The sequence below is a fragment of the Streptomyces sp. ATexAB-D23 genome, assembly GCF_000373645.1.
GTDB lineage: Bacteria > Actinomycetota > Actinomycetes > Streptomycetales > Streptomycetaceae > Streptomyces > Streptomyces castrisilvae.
On sequence record NZ_KB892020.1, the window covers coordinates 47,409 to 63,758 of the forward strand.

The following is a 16,350-nucleotide window of genomic DNA, read 5'->3' on the forward strand; positions in this document are numbered from 1 at the left end:
GAGCGTTACCGCCCATGATCGGCCGGGGCCACACCGGCGTAACGGGCCATTCCTACCGTCGGGGCACGATCCGATGTCACGGAAGGTCTCCCGGTGCCCCCACACAGCTCGTCGGCCGACACCACTCAGGTCCGTACGGTCTGCTCGTACTGCGGGGTGGGCTGCGGCATGGTCCTGGACATCGGGTCGGGGCCCGACGGGCGCCGCACCGTCCGCAAGGCGTCGGGGGACAAGGCCCACCCCGCGAACTTCGGCCGGCTCTGCACCAAGGGGGCGACCACCGCCGACCTGCTCTCCGCCCCCGGCCGGCTGACCACCGCGCTGATGCGGCCCGAACGCGGGGCGGAGCCCGTACCGGTGGCCGTGGACGAGGCGGTCACCCACACCGCGCGGCGGCTGCGGTCGGTCATCGACGAGCACGGGCCGGACGCGGTCGCGCTCTACGTCTCCGGGCAGATGAGCCTGGAGGCGCAGTACCTCGCCAACAAGCTCGCCAAGGGGTTCGTCCGGACCAGCCGGATGGAGTCCAACTCCCGGCTGTGCATGGCGAGCGCGGGCAGCGGCTACAAGCTCTCGCTCGGCGCCGACGGCCCGCCCGGCTCGTACGACGACCTCGACCACGCGGACGTCTTCCTCGTCATCGGCGCCAACATGGCCGACTGCCACCCGATCCTCTTCCTGCGGCTCCTGGACCGGGTCAAGGCGGGCGCCAAGCTCATCGTCGTGGACCCGCGCCGCACCGCCACCGCCGACAAGGCCGACCTCTTCCTGCGCGTCAACCCCGGAACCGACCTGGCCCTCCTCAACGGGCTGCTGCACCTGCTCCACGCGGACGGGCACACCGACCCCGCGTTCATCGCGGAGCGCACCGAGGGCTGGGAGGCGATGGAGGAGTTCCTCGCGGACTACCCGCCCGCCGCCGTCGCCGCGGTCACCGGCGTCCCGGAGGAGGACATCCGCCGCGCGGCCCGCTGGATCGGCGGGGCGGCCGAGTGGACGAGCTGCTGGACGATGGGGCTCAACCAGTCCACGCACGGCACCTGGAACACCAACGCGCTGATCAACCTGCACCTGGCGACCGGCGCGATCTGCCGCCGGGGCAGCGGCCCCCTCTCGCTCACCGGCCAGCCCAACGCCATGGGCGGCCGCGAGATGGGCTACATGGGACCGGGCCTGCCCGGCCAGCGCTCCCTCCTGGACGACGAGGACCGTGCCTTCACCGAAGCGCTCTGGGGCCTGGAGCCCGGCACGCTGCGCAAGGACGAGTGCGGCCGGGGGACCGTGGAGATGTTCGAGCGGATGGCGGCCGGCGACATCAAGGCGTGCTGGATCATCTGCACCAACCCGGTCGCGTCTGTCGCCAACCGCCGCACCGTCATCGAGGCGCTGGAGCGGGCCGAACTCGTCATCACCCAGGACGTGTTCGCCGACACCGAGACCAACGCGTACGCCGACGTCGTGCTGCCCGGCGCGCTGTGGAGCGAGGCGGAGGGCGTGCTCGTCAACAGCGAACGCAACCTCACCCTCGCCCGCCCCGCCGTGGACCCGCCCGGCGAGGCCCTCGCGGACTGGCGGATCATCGCCCGCGTCGCCTGCGAGATGGGGTACGCCGACGCCTTCACGTACGACAGCGCCGAGGAGGTCTTCGAGGAGCTGAAGCGCGCGGCGAACCCGCGCACCGGCTACGACCTGCGGGGCGTGACGTACGAGCGGCTGCGCACCGCGCCCGTGCAGTGGCCCGCCCCCACGGCCCAGAGCCCCGACCGCAACCCGGTCCGCTACCTCACCCCGGACGGCGCGGGGCCGGTCTTCCCGACACCCACCGGACGCGCCCGCTTCTTCGCCCGGCCCCACCTGCCGGCCGCCGAACTTCCCGACGACGACTATCCGTTCACGCTCAACACCGGGCGGCTCCAGCACCAGTGGCACACCCTCACCAAGACCGGCAGGGTCGCCAGGCTCAACAAGCTGAACCCGGGCCCCTTCGTCGAACTGCACCCCGAGGACGCGGCGCGGCTCCGGATCGCCGAGGGCGACACGGTGGAGGTCGAGTCGCGGCGCGGCCGTGCCGTGCTGCCGGCCGTGGTGACGGACCGGGTGGCACCGGGCTGCTGCTTCGCGCCCTTCCACTGGAACGACCTGTTCGGCGAATACCTCAGCGTCAACGCGGTGACCAGCGACGCCGTCGACCCGGTCTCCTTCCAGCCGGAGTTCAAGGTGTGTGCGGTGGCGCTGACGAAAGTGGCCGCCGCGCCGGCCCCGGTCACGCATCCGGCCCCGGCCGAGGCCACCGGACCCGCCGAGGTCGCCGGACCCGCCGAGGTATTCGGCCTGGAGAGCGCGCCGCCCCCCGTGCTCGCCGAGCACGAGCGCCAGTACCTGGTGGGATTCCTCGCCGGACTGCCCCTGGGCGCACCCGGCGTCCCCGTGCTCCCGGCCGGCGCGCCCTTCAGTACGGAGCACGCCCGCTGGGTCGACGGGGTCCTGGCCGGCATGTACTCGCGCACCGGACAGCCCGCCGCCGACCCCGCGCCGCCCGCCCCCGCGGAGGCGCCGCCCGGCCGCGAGGTGGTCGTGCTGTGGGCCTCGCAGACGGGCAACGCCGAGGAGTTCGCCGTCGCCACCGCCGACCGGCTCACCGCGACCGGCCACCGGACGCGGCTCCTCGGCATGGACGAGGCCGACCCGCGCGCCCTGCCGCCCGCCTCGGACCTGCTGCTGATCACCAGCACCTTCGGCGACGGCGACGCGCCCGACAACGGCTCCGGGTTCTGGGAGGCCCTGACCGCCGCCGACAGCCCGCCCCTGGACGGCAGGCGGTACGCGGTGCTGGCCTTCGGCGACTCCTCGTACGACGACTTCTGCGGGCACGGACGGCGCCTCGACCGGCGCCTCGACGAGCTGGGGGCCGTCCGGCTCGCGCCGCGCACCGACTGCGAACCCGACTACGAGCCGTCCGCCCTGAGCTGGCTGGACCAGGTCCTGGCCGGCCTCACCGCCCCGCAGGACGGGACGGCCCCCGCGCCCGCCGCCGCCCCCGCCCCTGCCAGGAGCGCCAAGCCCGAGCCGGTCACGGCCCGGCTCTGCGGCAACCGGCTGCTCGGGCTGCCCGGCGCGGGCAAGGAGGTCCGCCGGTTCACCTTCGACACCTCCGGCACCGGCACCGCCCTGGACTACGCGGCCGGTGACGCCCTCGGCGTACACCCCGTCAACAACGCCGCGCTCGTCGCCGAATGGCTCGCGGTCACCGGACTCGACGCCGACGCCGCGATCGAGGTCCCCGGCCTCGACGGCCTCCGGCTGGGCGACGCGCTGCTCACCCACCTGGACATCACCCGGCTCACCCCCGCACTGCTCGGCTTCGTCACCGAACGCACCGGGGACCGGGAGCTGAAGAAGATGCTGCGGCCCGACAACAAGGGCGAGCTGGCCCGCTGGTCCTGGGGCCGGCAGGCCGTCGACGTCCTCGCCGCGTACCAGGTCCGGGCCACGCCCCAGGAGTGGGCCGGCATCCTCAAGCCCCTCCAGCCGCGCCTGTACTCGATCTCCTCCAGCCCGCTCACCGAGCCGGACCGGCTCTCCCTGACGGTCTCCGTCGTCCGGTACGAGAACCCGGACGGCCTGCCGCGCGCCGGGGTGTGCTCACCCTTCCTCGCGGACGCCGAGCCGGACGCCCGGGTCCCGGTCTTCGTCCGGCGCGCCCCGCACTTCCGGCCGCCGGCCCGCCCCGACGCGCCCATGGTGATGGTCGGCCCCGGGACCGGCGTGGCTCCGTTCATCGGCTTCCTTGAGGAGCGCCGCGCCCGCCGCGACCCGGGCCCCAACTGGCTGTTCTTCGGGGAGCAGCACCGGGCGACGGACTTCTTCTACGAACAGGAGCTGGCGTCGTTCCTCGCCGACGGCACCCTCACCCGGCTGGACACCGCCTTCTCCCGGGACCAGCGCGCCAAGATCTATGTGCAGGACCGGATGCGCGAGCACGGCGCCAAGCTGTGGACCTGGCTGCGCGACGGCGCCCATTTCTACGTCTGCGGCGACGCCGCGCGGATGGCGAAGGACGTCGACCGGGCGCTGCGCGACATCGCCGTCGCCCACGGCGGGCTCGACCCCGACGCGGCGGCCCTGTACGTGAAGCAGCTCGCCGCCGACAAGCGGTACGTCCGCGACGTCTACTGACCGGCGGCGCCCCGCTCAGAGCGCCACGAGGGTCACCTCGGTGGCCTTGACGCCGGTCCACACCTCCACCCCGTCGGCGAGGGACAGCTCCGCCGCGGCCTGCGGGGTGATCTCCGCGACGAGGTCCGGTGCCCGGTCCGAACCGATCAGGATCCGGAGCCGGCTGCCGCCCGCGGTGATCTCGCGCACCGTCCCCGGCCACACGTTGCGCGGGCTCCCGGTGGGCTTCTCGCGGTGCACGGAGACCGCCTCCGGCGCGATGACCGCGAGCGCGGGCACCCCGGCGGGCAGCGCGTCGGCGACGACGAGGTGCCCGCCGTCCGCCGGGGTCAGCCCGTCGGCGGTGGTGGTGCCCGGCCAGGCGTTCCGGCCGAGCATGCGGGCGACCCAGGGGGAGCGAGGGTTGCGGGTGACGTCGGCGGGCGGTGCGTCCTGGAGCGTACGGCCCTCCTCCAGGACGAGGACCCGGTCGGCGAGCGCCACGGCTTCGACCGGGTCGTGCGTGACGATCAGGCACACGCCGCCGAAGCCTTCGAGGTGGCGGCGCAGGGTGTGCCGGACCTGGGAGCGGGTCGTCTGGTCGAGCGCGGCGAGCGGCTCGTCCAGCAGCAGGAGGCGGGGGCGGGCGGCGAGCGCCCGTGCCAGCGCCACCCGCTGGGCCTGCCCGCCGGAGACCTGGGCCGGCCGGCGGCCGGCGAGGTGGCCGACCCCGAGCCGGTCCAGCCACTCCTGGGCGCTGCGGCGGGCCTCTGCGCGCGGCACTCCCCGGGCGCGCAGCCCGTAGGCGGTGTTGGCCAGCGTGCTCATGTGCGGGAACAGGGCGCCGTCCTGCGGGACCCAGGCCACGCCCCGGCGGTGCGCGGGCAGGGCGGTGACGTCGGTGTCGCCGAGCCGGAGCCGGGCGTGGGCGCGCGGGGTGAGGCCGAGCAGGGCGCGCAGGAGGGTGGTCTTGCCGGCGCCGTTGGGGCCGACGACGGCGATGGTGGTGCCGCCCTCCGCGTCCAGGGTGAGCTGGTTGAACCCGGTGACCTCGGCGTGCAGCGGCCAGTTCTCCCGGTCGGCGGCGGGCCGCGGGGCGGCCTCCACCCGCTTGCGTACGGCCGCCGGTTCGTCGTCCGTGTCCTCGGGGCGCGGCGCGCGGGGGCGGGGGGCGCCGCCGGTCCACCGTCCGCGCAGGGCCAGGAGCACGGCCATGGCGATGACGAGCAGCAGCAGGGAGACCGAGGTGGCGGCCTCCGGGCTGTCCTGGAGCAGTAGATAGACCTGGAGGGGCAGCGTCTGCGTGGTCCCGGGGAGATTGCCCGCGAACGTGATGGTCGCGCCGAACTCGCCGAGAGCGCGCGCCCAGGTCAGCGCGGCGCCGGCGGCGAGCCCGGGGGCGACCATCGGCAGGGTGACGGTGAAGAACACCCGTACCGGCGAGGCTCCCAGGGAGGCCGCGGTCTCCTCGTACCGGGGGCGCAGACCGCCGAGCGCCCCTTCGAGGCTGATGACCAGGAACGGCATGGCGACGAAGGTCGCGGCCAGGACGGCGCCGGAGGTGTGGAACGGCAGGGTGATGCCGAACCAGTCCTCCAGCCAGGGCCCCAGCAGTCCGCGGCGGCCGAATCCGAGCAGCAGGGCGACACCGCCGACCGTGGGCGGCAGCACCATCGGCAGCAGGACCAGCGAGCGGACGAAGACCTTGCCGGGGAAGTCGACCCGGGCCAGCAGCCAGGCCAGCGGGACGCCGAGGACCAGGGAGAGGGCCAGTGCCCACCCGGAGACGATCAGCGACAGGGTCAGCGCCTGTCTGGTCCCCTCACTGGTGAGGTGGCCGCCCAGTTCGCCCCACGAGGTGCGGGCGAGGATGCCGGCCAGCGGCAGCAGCAGAAAGGCGACGGCCAGGAGTGCGGGGACCGCCAGCACGATCGGCGCGCGAGGGCGCGCGGCGCGGCTGCGGGGACGGTTCATCGGGGTTCCCTGGGGCTGGAGGGCAGGGCCGCCCGGCGGGTGCGGGCCGGGCGGCCGTCCGCGTTACGGCTGCTGGAAGCCCGCGTCGGTGAGGATCTTTTGCGCCTCGGGCGTCGACAGCCACTTCACGAACGCCTCGGCGGCGTCGCTGTGCTCGGTGGTCTTCAGTGTCGCCGCCGGGTAGGAGGCGACCGCGTTCTGCTCGTCCGGGATGTCGACGGAGTCGACCTTGCCGGAGGCGGAGGCGACATCGGTCTTGTAGACCAGACCGGCGTCCGCCTCGCCCAGCTCCACCTTGCTCAGGACCGCCCGCACGTTCGGCTCCAGGGAGACCGGCTTCACGGTGATCTTCTGGGCGTCCAGGATCTGCTTGCTGTAGCGGCCGACCGGCACCTCGGACGCGGCGAGTACCACCTTGAGCCCGGTGTCCGCGAGGTCCTTGAGGTTCTCGATCTTCTCCGGGTTGCCCTTGCCGGTGGCGATGACGAGGCGGTTCTTGGCGATGACGGTGGGCGTCCCGGTGTCCGCCTCCAGCCCGTCCATCGTCTTGGTGTCGGCGGTGACCAGGGCGTCGGCGGGCGCGCCCTGCTTGACCTGGGCGGCGAGCTCCTGGGAGCCGGCGAAGGAGAACGTCACCTTCGTGCCGGGGTTCTCCTTCTCGTACGCCGCGCCCGCCGCCTTGAACACATCGGTGAGCGACGAGGCGGCGAGGACCGTCAGATCGGCCGCGGGGGCGCCGGAGGCGGACGCGGAGGCGCTGGAGCCGGTGGCCGGGTCCTTCGTGTCGTCGTTGCTGCCGCAGGCGGTGAGCGGGGTGAGCAGTCCTACGACGACGAGGGCCGCCGCGGCGCGCCGGCGGGTGAGGGCGGGGGTGAAGGGCATGAGGGCGGGGCTCCTTGGGAACGCGAGAGGCCGATGCCGCCGGGCCGGTGAGCGGACCACCCGGTGGCGGGAGACAGCATGTGCCACAGAATAGGTGTTCTGGGATTGCATTTACATATTTCCATGGGAAACCACATGGCAGATGCGCCCGCTGCTGGAGGAAGGTCCGAGGTCTGCGGGGGCGGTGGGCCGTCGGTGGCGGGCCGTGGGGCGATCCGGCGTCGGGCTCCGTTGTCAGTGCCTCCCCATAGTGTGAAGACGTCGCTTGGGGAGCCTCGCAGAAGGAGCAGAAGTGTCCGCAAACAAGATCCAGCACAAGGTGAATCACGTCGCGCTGGTCGTGGACTGTTCGGGTTCGATGTACCAGCACCAGGGGCAGCTCGTGCGCGTCGTGGACGAGTTCGTGGCCGGCCTGAAGGCCGAGTCGGACAGCCTCGGGCACGAGACCCGGATCAGCCTCTACTCCTTCGACCACAGGGTGGAGAACCTGGTCTGGGACATGGACGTGAAGCATCTCCCTTCGATGCGCGGCCTGTACAAGGTGAACAACGGCGCGACGGCCCTCATCGAGGCCTCCCTGAAGTCCCTGGACGACCTGGGACACATCTGGGAGGAGTACGGCGAGCACAGCTTCCTCCAGATCGTGGTGACGGACGGCGAGGAGAACGCCTCCGGCGGCGACCGCAGGCACGACGGGGACATGAAGATCCTCGGCCCCTGGCTCGACCGCATCGCGGCGAAGATGGGCGCCCTCCCGGGCCACTGGACGTCGGCGATCCTCGTCCCCAACTCCCTGGCCAAGCGCACCGCTCAGAACTACGGCTTCCCGGCCGGCAACATCGCGATCTGGGACGCCGATTCGAAGGAGGGCGTCGAGGAGGCGATCGGCACCGTGCGCGCCGCCGCCACCAGCTTCCTGCGCGGCCGTGAGCAGGGCGTGCGCGGCACGAAGAACCTCTTCGCGGTGGGCCAGGACATATCCGTGGACGACGTGCGGGCCAGTCTCGAACCGGTCCCGGCCGACAAGTACCGGCTCCTGAAGGTCGACAAGGAGGTCGAGATCCGCCCCTTCGTCGACTCCCACCCGGGCGTGACGTACGAACGCGGCTCCTGCTACTACCAGTTGGGCGCCCGGGTCCAGGTGCAGCCGGACAAGGAGGTCATCGTCGTGGAGAAGGACACCGACCGCGCCTACTCGGGCGACGCCGCCCGCAACCTGCTCTTCGGCTCGGGCGTGCGGGGCACCGTCTCCGTGAAGGCGGGGAACAATCCCGATCTGGAGGTGTACGTGCAGAGCCGCTCGGTCAACCGCAAGCTCAAGCCGAAGACCCGTCTGCTGATCATGCTCTGACCGCCTCGGCCCTCGGCCCCGGGGAAGGGGGGGCGCTCCCGGGCCCGGGACCTGTCCGGCCCCCGGCCGGGACCGGACAGTAGAGTTCGGGAGCGTCAGCCCCCGAGACCCGAGGTACCGTCCGTGACCCCCGAACCCCCCGAGCCCCCGCTCCCACCTGCAGTGACCGTGGTCGGGATCGGAGCCGACGGCTGGGCGGGCCTGTCCGGGGCGGCGCGCGCGGAGCTGGAGGCCGCCCAGGTCCTGATCGGCGCCGGACGCCAGCTGGACCTGCTCCCGCCCCGGTGCGCGGGCCGCCGCGTGCCCTGGCCCTCCCCGCTGCGCCCCGCCGTCCCCGGCCTGCTCGCCGCGCACGCGGGCAGCCGCACCGCCGTACTGGCCAGCGGCGACCCGATGTTCTACGGGATCGGCCGCGCCCTCACCGAAGTCCTGGGCGCCGGGCGGCTGCGCGTCCTGCCGCACCCCTCGTCCGTCTCCTACGCCTGCGCCCGCGTCGGCTGGCCGCTGGAGGACACCGAGGTCGTCACCCTGGTCGGCCGCCCCGCCGCCCGGCTCGCCGCCGCCCTGCACGAAGGGCGCCGGCTGCTGGTCCTCAGCGCCGGCGCCACCACCCCGGCCGAGGTCGCCGCCCTGCTGCGCGACCGCGGCTTCGGCCCCAGCCCGATGCGGGTGCTGGAACAGCTCGGCGGCGAGGACGAGGCGTGCGTCCGGGGCATGGCGGAGACCTGGTCCCACCCGGCGGGCGACCCGCTCAACGTCATCGCCGTCGAGTGCCGCAGGGCCCCCGGCGCCCCGCGCCTCGGCGCCGTACCGGGCCTGCCCGACGAGGCGTACGCGCACGACGGCCAGCTCACCAAGCGGCACGTGCGGGCCGCCACCCTCGGCGTGCTCGCCCCCGCACCCGGCGAACTCCTGTGGGACATCGGCGGCGGCTCCGGATCGATCGCCATCGAGTGGATGCGCACCCACCCCTCCTGCCGGGCCGTCACCGTCGAACGCGACCCGGTGCGGGCGGCCCGCATCGCGGACAACGCCGACCGGCTCGGCGTCCCCGGTCTGCGCGTCGTCACCGGCCGGGCCCCCGACTGCCTGGCCGGACTGCCCGCCCCCGACGCCGTGTTCATCGGCGGCGGCCTCACCGCGCCCGGCCTCCTCGACACCTGCCTGCGGGCGCTCCCGCCCGGCGGCCGGCTGGTCGCCAACACCGTCACGCTGGAGTCCGAGGCGGTCCTCGCCGCCCAGCACCGCGAGCACGGCGGCGACCTGGTCCGCCTCGCCGTGGCCCACGCCGTGCCGGTCGGCACCTTCACCGGCTGGCGCCAGGCGATGCCGGTCACCCAGTGGTCCGTACGCAAGCCCCCCAAGACCCGGGCGGCGCCCGCACAACCCTCAGGAGACAACAGATGACCGTGTACTTCATCGGCGCAGGACCGGGCGCGGCCGACCTGATCACGGTGCGCGGCGCGCGCACGCTCGCCGCCTGCGGAGTCTGCCTGTACGCGGGCAGCCTGGTGCCCCGCGAACTCCTGGCCGAGTGCCCCGCCGACGCGCGCCTGGTGGACACCGCGCAGCTCGACATCGACCGGATCACCGCCGAACTGGTCGCCGCGCACCGGGCCGGCCACGACGTGGCGCGGCTGCACTCCGGCGACCCCTCGGTGTTCAGCGCGGTCAACGAGCAGATGCGGCGTCTGGACGAGGCGGGCGTGCCCTACGAAGTGATCCCCGGCGTACCGGCGTTCGCGGCGGCCGCGGCGGCCCTGGGACGCGAGCTGACCGTCCCGACCGTCGGCCAGACCGTCATCCTCACCCGCGTCGCCCAGCAGGCCACCGCCATGCCCGAGGGCGAGGACCTGGCGACGCTGGGGCGCAGTGGCGCGCTGATCGTCCTGCACCTCGCCGCCCGGTACGCCGACCGCGTCGTCGAGGAACTGCTCCCGCACTACGGGGCCGACTGCCCGGCCGCCGTCGTCGCCCTGGCCTCGCGGCCCGACGAGGTCATCCTGCGCGGCACCCTGGACTCCATCGCCGAGCAGGTGAAGGCGGCAGGGGTGATCCGTACCGCCGTCATCATGGTCGGCCGCACCCTGGGCGCCGAGCAGTTCCACGACAGCCACCTCTACTCGCCCGCCCGCGACCGCCACACCTGCTGACGGCCGCCCCGGCCGGGCGGCGCACGGGTCAGCGCACGGAGCTGCGCCCCACCACCGTGCCCGCCCGGTCGACGCAGATGACGTCCACGGCCACCGGAGCGCCCCGCAGGACCGACAGCGCCTGGTCCCGCGCCGCGACGGCCACCAGATCACCCAGCGGCACCCCCCGTGCCTGGCACGAGCGGAGTGCGGCCAGGCCCGTGTTGGCGGCGGCGACCTCGGCGGCCAGGGCCTCGTCGGCGCCGCCCTGCCGGGCCAGCCGGGCCAGGTACGCCTTGTCGACCTGGGAGCGGCCCGAGTGCAGGTCGAGATGGCCGGCGGCGAGCTTCGACAGCTTGGCGAACCCGCCGCAGACGGTGAGCCGTGCCACCGGGTGGCGGCGTACGTACTTGAGCACCGCGCCCGCGAAGTCGCCCATGTCCAGCAGGGCGATCTCCGGCAGCCCGTACTCGGCGACCACGGTCTTCTCCGACGTGGACCCCGTGCACCCCGCCACATGGGTGTGACCCGCGGCGAGCGCCACGTCCACGCCCCGGCGGATCGAGTCGATCCACGCCGAGCAGGAGTAGGGCACCACCACCCCGGTCGTCCCCAGGACGGACAGGCCGCCCAGGATGCCCAGGCGCGGGTTCCAGGTGGACCGGGCGATCTCCTCGCCGTCGTCCACCCCGACCGTCACCTCGACGTCCCCGGACCCGCCGTGGGCCGCCGCGACCCGGGCGATGTGCTCGCCGATCATCCGGCGCGGCACCGGGTTGACCGCCGGCTCACCGACCTCCAGCGGGAGCCCCGGCAGCGTGACCGTGCCGACGCCGGGGCCCGCCCGGAACACCACGCCGGAGCCCGGCGGCAGCGCCCGCACACTGACCCGGACCAGGGCGCCGTGCGTCACGTCGGGGTCGTCGCCCGCGTCCTTGACCACACCCGCAGTCGCCCGCCCGGCGGCCAGCTCCTCCACGGCCAGGGCGAACGCCGGGGTCTGGCCCCGGGGCAGCGTGATGGTGACCGGGTCGGGGAAGTCGCCGCTCAGCAGCGCCGTGTACGCGGCGGTGGCGGCGGCGGTGGCGCAGGCACCGGTCGTCCAGCCTGGCCGCAGACCGGTGTGTTTGAGTTGGGCGGCGCGCCCGCCCTTCGCTTCACTCATGGATGGTTCCGATGCACGTACTGATTCTCGGCGGGACGACGGAGGCCCGCCGTCTCGCCGAACTGCTGGAGGGCGAGCTGCCCGCCGGGTCCGGGGTCACCAGTTCGCTCGCCGGGCGGGTGGCCCGGCCGAAGCTTCCGCCGGGGGAGGTCCGCGTCGGCGGTTTCGGCGGAGCCGGCGGGCTCGCGGACTGGCTCCGCGCGCACCGGGTCGACGCGCTCATCGACGCCACCCATCCTTTCGCCGGGACGATCAGCCACAACGCGGCCACCGCGGCCGCCACCGCCCATGTTCCCCTGCTCATGCTGCGCCGGCCCGGCTGGGTGCCCCGCGAAGGCGACGACTGGCACCCGGCCGGCTCGCTGGCCGAGGCGGCGAAGGCACTGCCCGCGCTGGGGCGGCGGGTGTTCCTCACCACGGGGCGGATGGGCCTCGCCGCCTTCGCGGACCTGGACGAGCTGTGGTTCCTCATGCGGTCCGTGGACGCCCCGGAACCGCCGTACCCGGTCCGGATGGAGACCCTGCTCGACCGGGGCCCCTTCACCCTCGAAGGCGAGCGCGAGCTGATCCGCCGCCACCGCGTCGAGGTCCTCGTCACCAAGGACAGCGGTGGCGCCGCCACCGCCCCGAAGCTGACCGCGGCCCGCGAGGCGGGCATCCCCGTCGTCGTGGTCCGCCGGCCACCGCTCCCGGAAGGGGGCGCGGTGGCCGGCAGCCCGGAAGAGGCCGTCGCCTGGCTGCGGACGCTGATGGCGTAGGACCTGTCTTCAAACTGCCGTCTGCCGGGCGACGCCATGCACGCACTCTCGCCGCACCGGTCCCAGGCCCCGGTACGTCCAGTACAGGGGCCTGGGGCCGGCACGCCGAGAGCACGCACCTGACGCCGCCCGGCCGCCCTTCGGGCGACGACGGCAGTTTGAAGACAGGCCCTAGCGGCTCAGTCCTCGGGATAGCGGCGCGGCGTCCACACGATGTGCCGCCCCTCGCCCCGGCGCTCCCAGCGGGTCTGCGAGGAGCCGACGATCAGGATCGTGCGCATGTCGACCTCGGCCGGGTCGAGATCGGCCAGCCGCACGGTCCGTACGCTCTCGGCCGGTCCGCCGACGTCCCGGCCGATGACCACCGGCGTGTCCGGCGAGCGGTGTTCGAGGAGCAGGTCGCGGGCCTTGCCGACCTGCCAGGTCCGGCTGCGGGAACCGGGGTTGTACAGCGCGAGCACCAGATCCGCCGACGCAGCGGCCCGCAGCCGCCCGGCGATGACCTCCCACGGCTTGAGCCGGTCGGAGAGCGAGACCGTGGCGTAGTCGTGGCCCAGCGGCGCCCCCGCCCGTGCCGCGGCCGCGTTGGCGGCCGTCACCCCGGGAAGGACCCGCACCGGCACGTCCGCGTACTCCTCCTGGGCGGCCACCTCCAGCACGGCCGTCGCCATCGCGAACACGCCCGGGTCGCCGCCGGACACCACGGCCACCCGCCGCCCGCGCCGGGCCAGGTCGAGCGCGAACTCGGCCCGCTCCGACTCGACCTTGTTGTCGGAGCCGTGCCGTATCTGCCCCGGACGCACCGGGACCCGGTCCAGGTACGTGGTGTAGCCGACCAGGTCGTCGGCGGCGGCCAGCGCCCCGCGCGTCTCGGGCGTGAGCCACAGCGGACCGGCCGGACCCGTGCCGACGACCGCCACCTCACCGTCGCCCGGGGCGCGTTCGGGGCGTGCGTCGATCCGGCTCGGCAGCACGGCGACCGCGAAGTACGGCACCGAATCCGCGTCGGTCTCCGCCAGCTCGCCCAGCCGCTCCCCGGCCATCGTGGCGCGCTCGACGTACCGCGCCTCGGGCAGCCGGCCGGACGCCTCGAACGCGCGGCGCACGGCGGGGAACGTACGGCCCAGCTTCATGACCACGGCGGCGTCGGTGGCGGCCAGCCGGGCGGTCAGTTCGTCCTCGGGCAGGGTGCCGGGCAGGATCGTCAGGACCTCCTCGCCCTCGGCGAGCGGGGTCCCGAGCCGCGCGGCGGCGGCGCTGACCGAGGTGACCCCGGGAATGACCTCGGTGGGGTAGCGGCCGGCCAGCCGCTTGTGCATGTGCATGTACGAGCCGTAGAAGAGCGGGTCGCCCTCCGCCAGCACCGCGACCGTGCGGCCCGCGTCGAGGTGCACGGCGAGCCGGGCCGCCGCCTCGGTGTAGAAGTCCTCCATCGCGCCCCGGTAGCCGCCCGGGTGGTCCGTGGTCTCCGTCGTCACGGGATAGACCAGGGCCTCCTCGATGTGGTCGGCGCGCAGGTGCTTCGCCGCTATGGACCGGGCGATGGACCGTCCGTGCCGGGCGCTGTGGTAGGCCACGACGTCCGCGCCGGCGATGACCTCCACCGCGCGCAGGGTCATCAGGGCCGGGTCGCCGGGGCCGAGCCCGACCCCGTAGAGCCGTCCCGTCTGCTGCTCGCTCACGCTCATTCTTCCTCGCTGGCGATGGCGTTGAGGGCGGCGGCCGCGATGGCGCTGCCGCCGCGCCTGCCGCGCACGATCAGGTGGTCGAGCCCCGAGGGGTGCGCGGCCAGGGCGTCCTTGGACTCGGCGGCGCCGACGAAACCGACCGGCACACCGATGACGGCAGCGGGGCGCGGGGCCCCCTCCTCGATCATTTCGAGGAGCCGGAACAGCGCGGTCGGCGCGTTGCCGACGGCGACGACCGCCCCTTCGAGCCGGTCGCGCCACAGCTCAAGGGCCGCCGCCGAGCGGGTCGTGCCCAGCTCCGCCGCGAGGCCGGGCACCGCCGGGTCGGACAGGGTGCACACCACCTCGTTGTCCGCGGGCAGCCGCTTGCGGGTGACCCCGCTGGCGACCATGGCGACGTCGCACAGGATGGGCGCGCCCGCCCGCAGAGCCGCGCGGGCCCGGGAGACGGCGTCGGGCGTGAAGGCGATGTCGCGTACGAGGTCGACCATCCCGCAGGCGTGGATCATCCGGACCGCGACCTGGCTCACGTCCGAGGGCAGGCCGGAGAGATCCGCCTCCGCCCGGATGGTGGCGAAGGACTGGCGATAGATGGCCGGTCCGTCCTTCTCGTACTGGTGCACAGTGCTGTCGCTCTCTTCATCGGGCGGGGAAATCGGGCGGGGAAACGGGCTGAAATCGGGCAGGAAACAGTCGGGTCGGGCGGGAGCCGGGCGGGGGGCGCCTGTCAGGTGCCGGGGGTGCGGGCCGTCGACACGGCGGTGGCGAGCGCGGACGGATCGTCGGTGACACAGGGAGGCGCGTCGCGCCGGCCGTCCCGTACGACGGAGACCCGGTAGCCGTCCGGTCCGGCGACGACATCGACCCAGGCACCCCGGGGGTGACCGCACCGCCGCTCGCACCCCGACCAGTACACCGGCAGGGCGGGTCCGGCCGGCACGGGCCCCCGGACGTCCACGGCCACCGCCGCGTCGCCCCGCACATCGGCCAGGGACTTCGCGCACCCGGGCCGCCCGACGCACGCGCCCACCCCGGCCCACGGCGAGCGGTCCCCGGTGACGAGGCCGGCGCCGCCCAGCGCGTCGAGCAGTTCACCGGCCCGCCCCCGCCCGACGCCGGGCACGACGACGCCGCGCCACGGGGTGAGCCGCAGTTCGCCGTCTCCGTGCCGCCGGGCGAGGTCCGTCAGCGTCCGCCACCGCGCCGCGTCGGCCCGCCCGAGCGGCAGTCCGACCGAGAGGGCGTCCGTGGCGCCGGGTCCGGTCACCACACCGAGGGCCGGGGGAGCACCGGCCGGCACCGGCAGGACCGCGCGGGCGAGGGGCAGCCCACCCGCGCGCAACCGCCGTACCACCGCGTCGAACAGCGGTGCCGCGCCGCCGGGCAGATCCGCCACCCGCCACGCACCACAGCCGGCCGCCGCCTCCAGGAACACCTTCGCGGCGGTCAGCGCCGCCCCGGGTGCCTCGTCCGCCGGAATCCGGGCGACGGTCTCCAGAGCGCCGATCCGCAGATCCGCCTCCCCGCCGCCCCGCGCCCGCAGCGTCACATCGGCGCCCAGCGCGTCCACATCGCCGCGCCCGTCGTCCAGCGCGAACAGGAACCGGCCCGACAGACCGGCCGCCTCCTCGCTCGCGCACACCGAGGCGTCCAGCGCGGACAGCCACGGACGCACCTCGCGCTCGCCGCGTCCGTCGAGCCCGGACAGCGCGGAGGCCACCACATTGCGGACCCGCTCATGCCGCTCGGAGGGCAAAAGGCCCATTTCGCTCATCCGGGAGGCCAGTTCGCCCCCGCACTCCGCGCCCAGACCACGCAGCTGCACATTGCCGCGCGAAGTGAGATGCACCTCACCATCGCCCAGCCGGCCGGCCAACTCACACAGCCCGTCCGCCTGGTCCGCGCTCAGCACACCTCCGGGCACCCGGACCCGTGCCAGGGCCCCGTCGTCCGCCCCGTGGAGCCGCAGGGCACCGGGGCAGGCGTCGCCACGGGCCCGGGACACGGCGTCCGGGGACTGTGCGGGCAGGGTGGCTGGGGGCGGCATGGCGGCGAGCATACCGACCATCTCATCCGATCCGTATGACCCATCGTCGGCGACGGGCCCTTACTATGCCTAGCGACAGGCCATCCGGCCTGTCGTCGCCACAGACGGCGACAGGGGAGGAAGCCCGGTGAGATTCCGGCGCGGTCCCGCCACTGTGAGCTTGGTCCCACCCGGCCGAGCGAGTCAGGAACTCCCTTC

General features: G+C 74.4%; 11 protein-coding genes and 1 riboswitch. Of the genes, 5 read left to right on the forward strand and 6 right to left on the reverse strand.

Annotated features, from left to right (window positions below):
• The first annotated feature begins 93 nt into the window (after window positions 1–93).
• A complete protein-coding gene (locus B082_RS0119130; RefSeq protein ID WP_078622600.1) occupies window positions 94–4,176 on the forward strand; it encodes a bifunctional nitrate reductase/sulfite reductase flavoprotein subunit alpha in 4,083 nt (1,360 codons plus the stop codon).
• Between the two features lie 15 nt (window positions 4,177–4,191).
• Here the strand turns inward: B082_RS0119130 and B082_RS0119135 are convergent, their stop codons facing one another.
• The gene (locus B082_RS0119135; protein WP_018553432.1) at window positions 4,192–6,129 is read right to left on the reverse strand and encodes an ABC transporter permease; all 1,938 of its coding nucleotides are present in this window, start codon (window positions 6,127–6,129) and stop codon (window positions 4,192–4,194) included.
• A gap of 63 nt (window positions 6,130–6,192) precedes the next feature.
• The gene (gene modA, locus B082_RS0119140; RefSeq protein WP_018553433.1) at window positions 6,193–7,011 is read right to left on the reverse strand and encodes a molybdate ABC transporter substrate-binding protein; all 819 of its coding nucleotides are present in this window, start codon (window positions 7,009–7,011) and stop codon (window positions 6,193–6,195) included.
• Window positions 7,012–7,303: 292 nt separating this feature from the next.
• Here modA and B082_RS0119145 point away from each other — a divergent pair, with 292 nt between their 5' ends.
• The 3 genes from B082_RS0119145 (at window position 7,304) to cobM (ending at window position 10,515) form a co-directional block, all read left to right on the forward strand.
• Window positions 7,304–8,362 carry a vWA domain-containing protein gene (locus B082_RS0119145; RefSeq protein ID WP_018553434.1) on the forward strand — a complete coding sequence of 353 codons (1,059 nt, stop codon included), beginning with the start codon at window positions 7,304–7,306 and terminating at the stop codon, window positions 8,360–8,362.
• 123 nt (window positions 8,363–8,485) lie between these two features.
• Window positions 8,486–9,769 (forward strand): bifunctional cobalt-precorrin-7 (C(5))-methyltransferase/cobalt-precorrin-6B (C(15))-methyltransferase, encoded by a 1,284-nt coding sequence (locus B082_RS0119150; protein WP_026249947.1) that lies wholly within the window; start codon window positions 8,486–8,488, stop codon window positions 9,767–9,769.
• On the forward strand, window positions 9,766–10,515 hold the full coding sequence (cobM, locus tag B082_RS0119155) for a precorrin-4 C(11)-methyltransferase (RefSeq protein ID WP_018553436.1): 750 nt from the start codon (window positions 9,766–9,768) through the stop codon (window positions 10,513–10,515). The genes B082_RS0119150 and cobM overlap by 4 nt, the downstream gene beginning before the upstream one ends.
• Before the next feature lie 28 nt (window positions 10,516–10,543).
• Here the strand turns inward: cobM and B082_RS0119160 are convergent, their stop codons facing one another.
• Window positions 10,544–11,659 carry a cobalt-precorrin-5B (C(1))-methyltransferase gene (locus B082_RS0119160; RefSeq protein ID WP_018553437.1) on the reverse strand — a complete coding sequence of 372 codons (1,116 nt, stop codon included), beginning with the start codon at window positions 11,657–11,659 and terminating at the stop codon, window positions 10,544–10,546.
• Window positions 11,660–11,670: 11 nt separating this feature from the next.
• On the opposite strand from B082_RS0119160, the gene B082_RS0119165 reads away from it, so the two are divergent.
• Window positions 11,671–12,417 (forward strand): cobalt-precorrin-6A reductase, encoded by a 747-nt coding sequence (locus B082_RS0119165; protein ID WP_018553438.1) that lies wholly within the window; start codon window positions 11,671–11,673, stop codon window positions 12,415–12,417.
• 179 nt (window positions 12,418–12,596) lie between these two features.
• Here B082_RS0119165 and B082_RS0119170 read toward each other — a convergent pair whose 3' ends face one another.
• The 3 genes from B082_RS0119170 to cobG all read right to left on the reverse strand — a co-directional run bounded on the left by B082_RS0119170 (window position 12,597) and on the right by cobG (window position 16,164).
• Window positions 12,597–14,105 carry a precorrin-2 C(20)-methyltransferase gene (locus B082_RS0119170; RefSeq protein ID WP_018553439.1) on the reverse strand — a complete coding sequence of 503 codons (1,509 nt, stop codon included), beginning with the start codon at window positions 14,103–14,105 and terminating at the stop codon, window positions 12,597–12,599.
• Window positions 14,102–14,728 (reverse strand): precorrin-8X methylmutase, encoded by a 627-nt coding sequence (locus tag B082_RS0119175; protein ID WP_018553440.1) that lies wholly within the window; start codon window positions 14,726–14,728, stop codon window positions 14,102–14,104. Before B082_RS0119175 ends, B082_RS0119170 begins: the two co-directional genes overlap by 4 nt.
• A 104-nt stretch (window positions 14,729–14,832) precedes the next feature.
• Window positions 14,833–16,164: a precorrin-3B synthase gene (cobG, locus tag B082_RS0119180; RefSeq protein WP_026249948.1), complete on the reverse strand. Its 1,332-nt coding sequence runs from the start codon at window positions 16,162–16,164 to the stop codon at window positions 14,833–14,835.
• A 104-nt stretch (window positions 16,165–16,268) separates the two neighbouring features.
• A riboswitch (cobalamin riboswitch) is annotated at window positions 16,269–16,345 on the forward strand.
• The last annotated feature ends 5 nt before the right edge of the window (window positions 16,346–16,350 follow it).

Bases quoted from the DNA above. Each gene is read 5' to 3' on its own strand.
- B082_RS0119170 (WP_018553439.1), bottom strand. From the start codon at position 14,105: ATGAGCGTGAGCGAGCAGCAGACGGGACGGCTCTACGGGGTCGGGCTC.
- cobM (WP_018553436.1), top strand. From the start codon at position 9,766: ATGACCGTGTACTTCATCGGCGCAGGACCGGGCGCGGCCGACCTGATC.
- B082_RS0119165 (WP_018553438.1), top strand. From the start codon at position 11,671: ATGCACGTACTGATTCTCGGCGGGACGACGGAGGCCCGCCGTCTCGCC.
- cobG (WP_026249948.1), bottom strand. From the start codon at position 16,164: ATGCTCGCCGCCATGCCGCCCCCAGCCACCCTGCCCGCACAGTCCCCG.
- B082_RS0119135 (WP_018553432.1), bottom strand. From the start codon at position 6,129: ATGAACCGTCCCCGCAGCCGCGCCGCGCGCCCTCGCGCGCCGATCGTG.
- B082_RS0119160 (WP_018553437.1), bottom strand. From the start codon at position 11,659: ATGAGTGAAGCGAAGGGCGGGCGCGCCGCCCAACTCAAACACACCGGT.
- modA (WP_018553433.1), bottom strand. From the start codon at position 7,011: ATGCCCTTCACCCCCGCCCTCACCCGCCGGCGCGCCGCGGCGGCCCTC.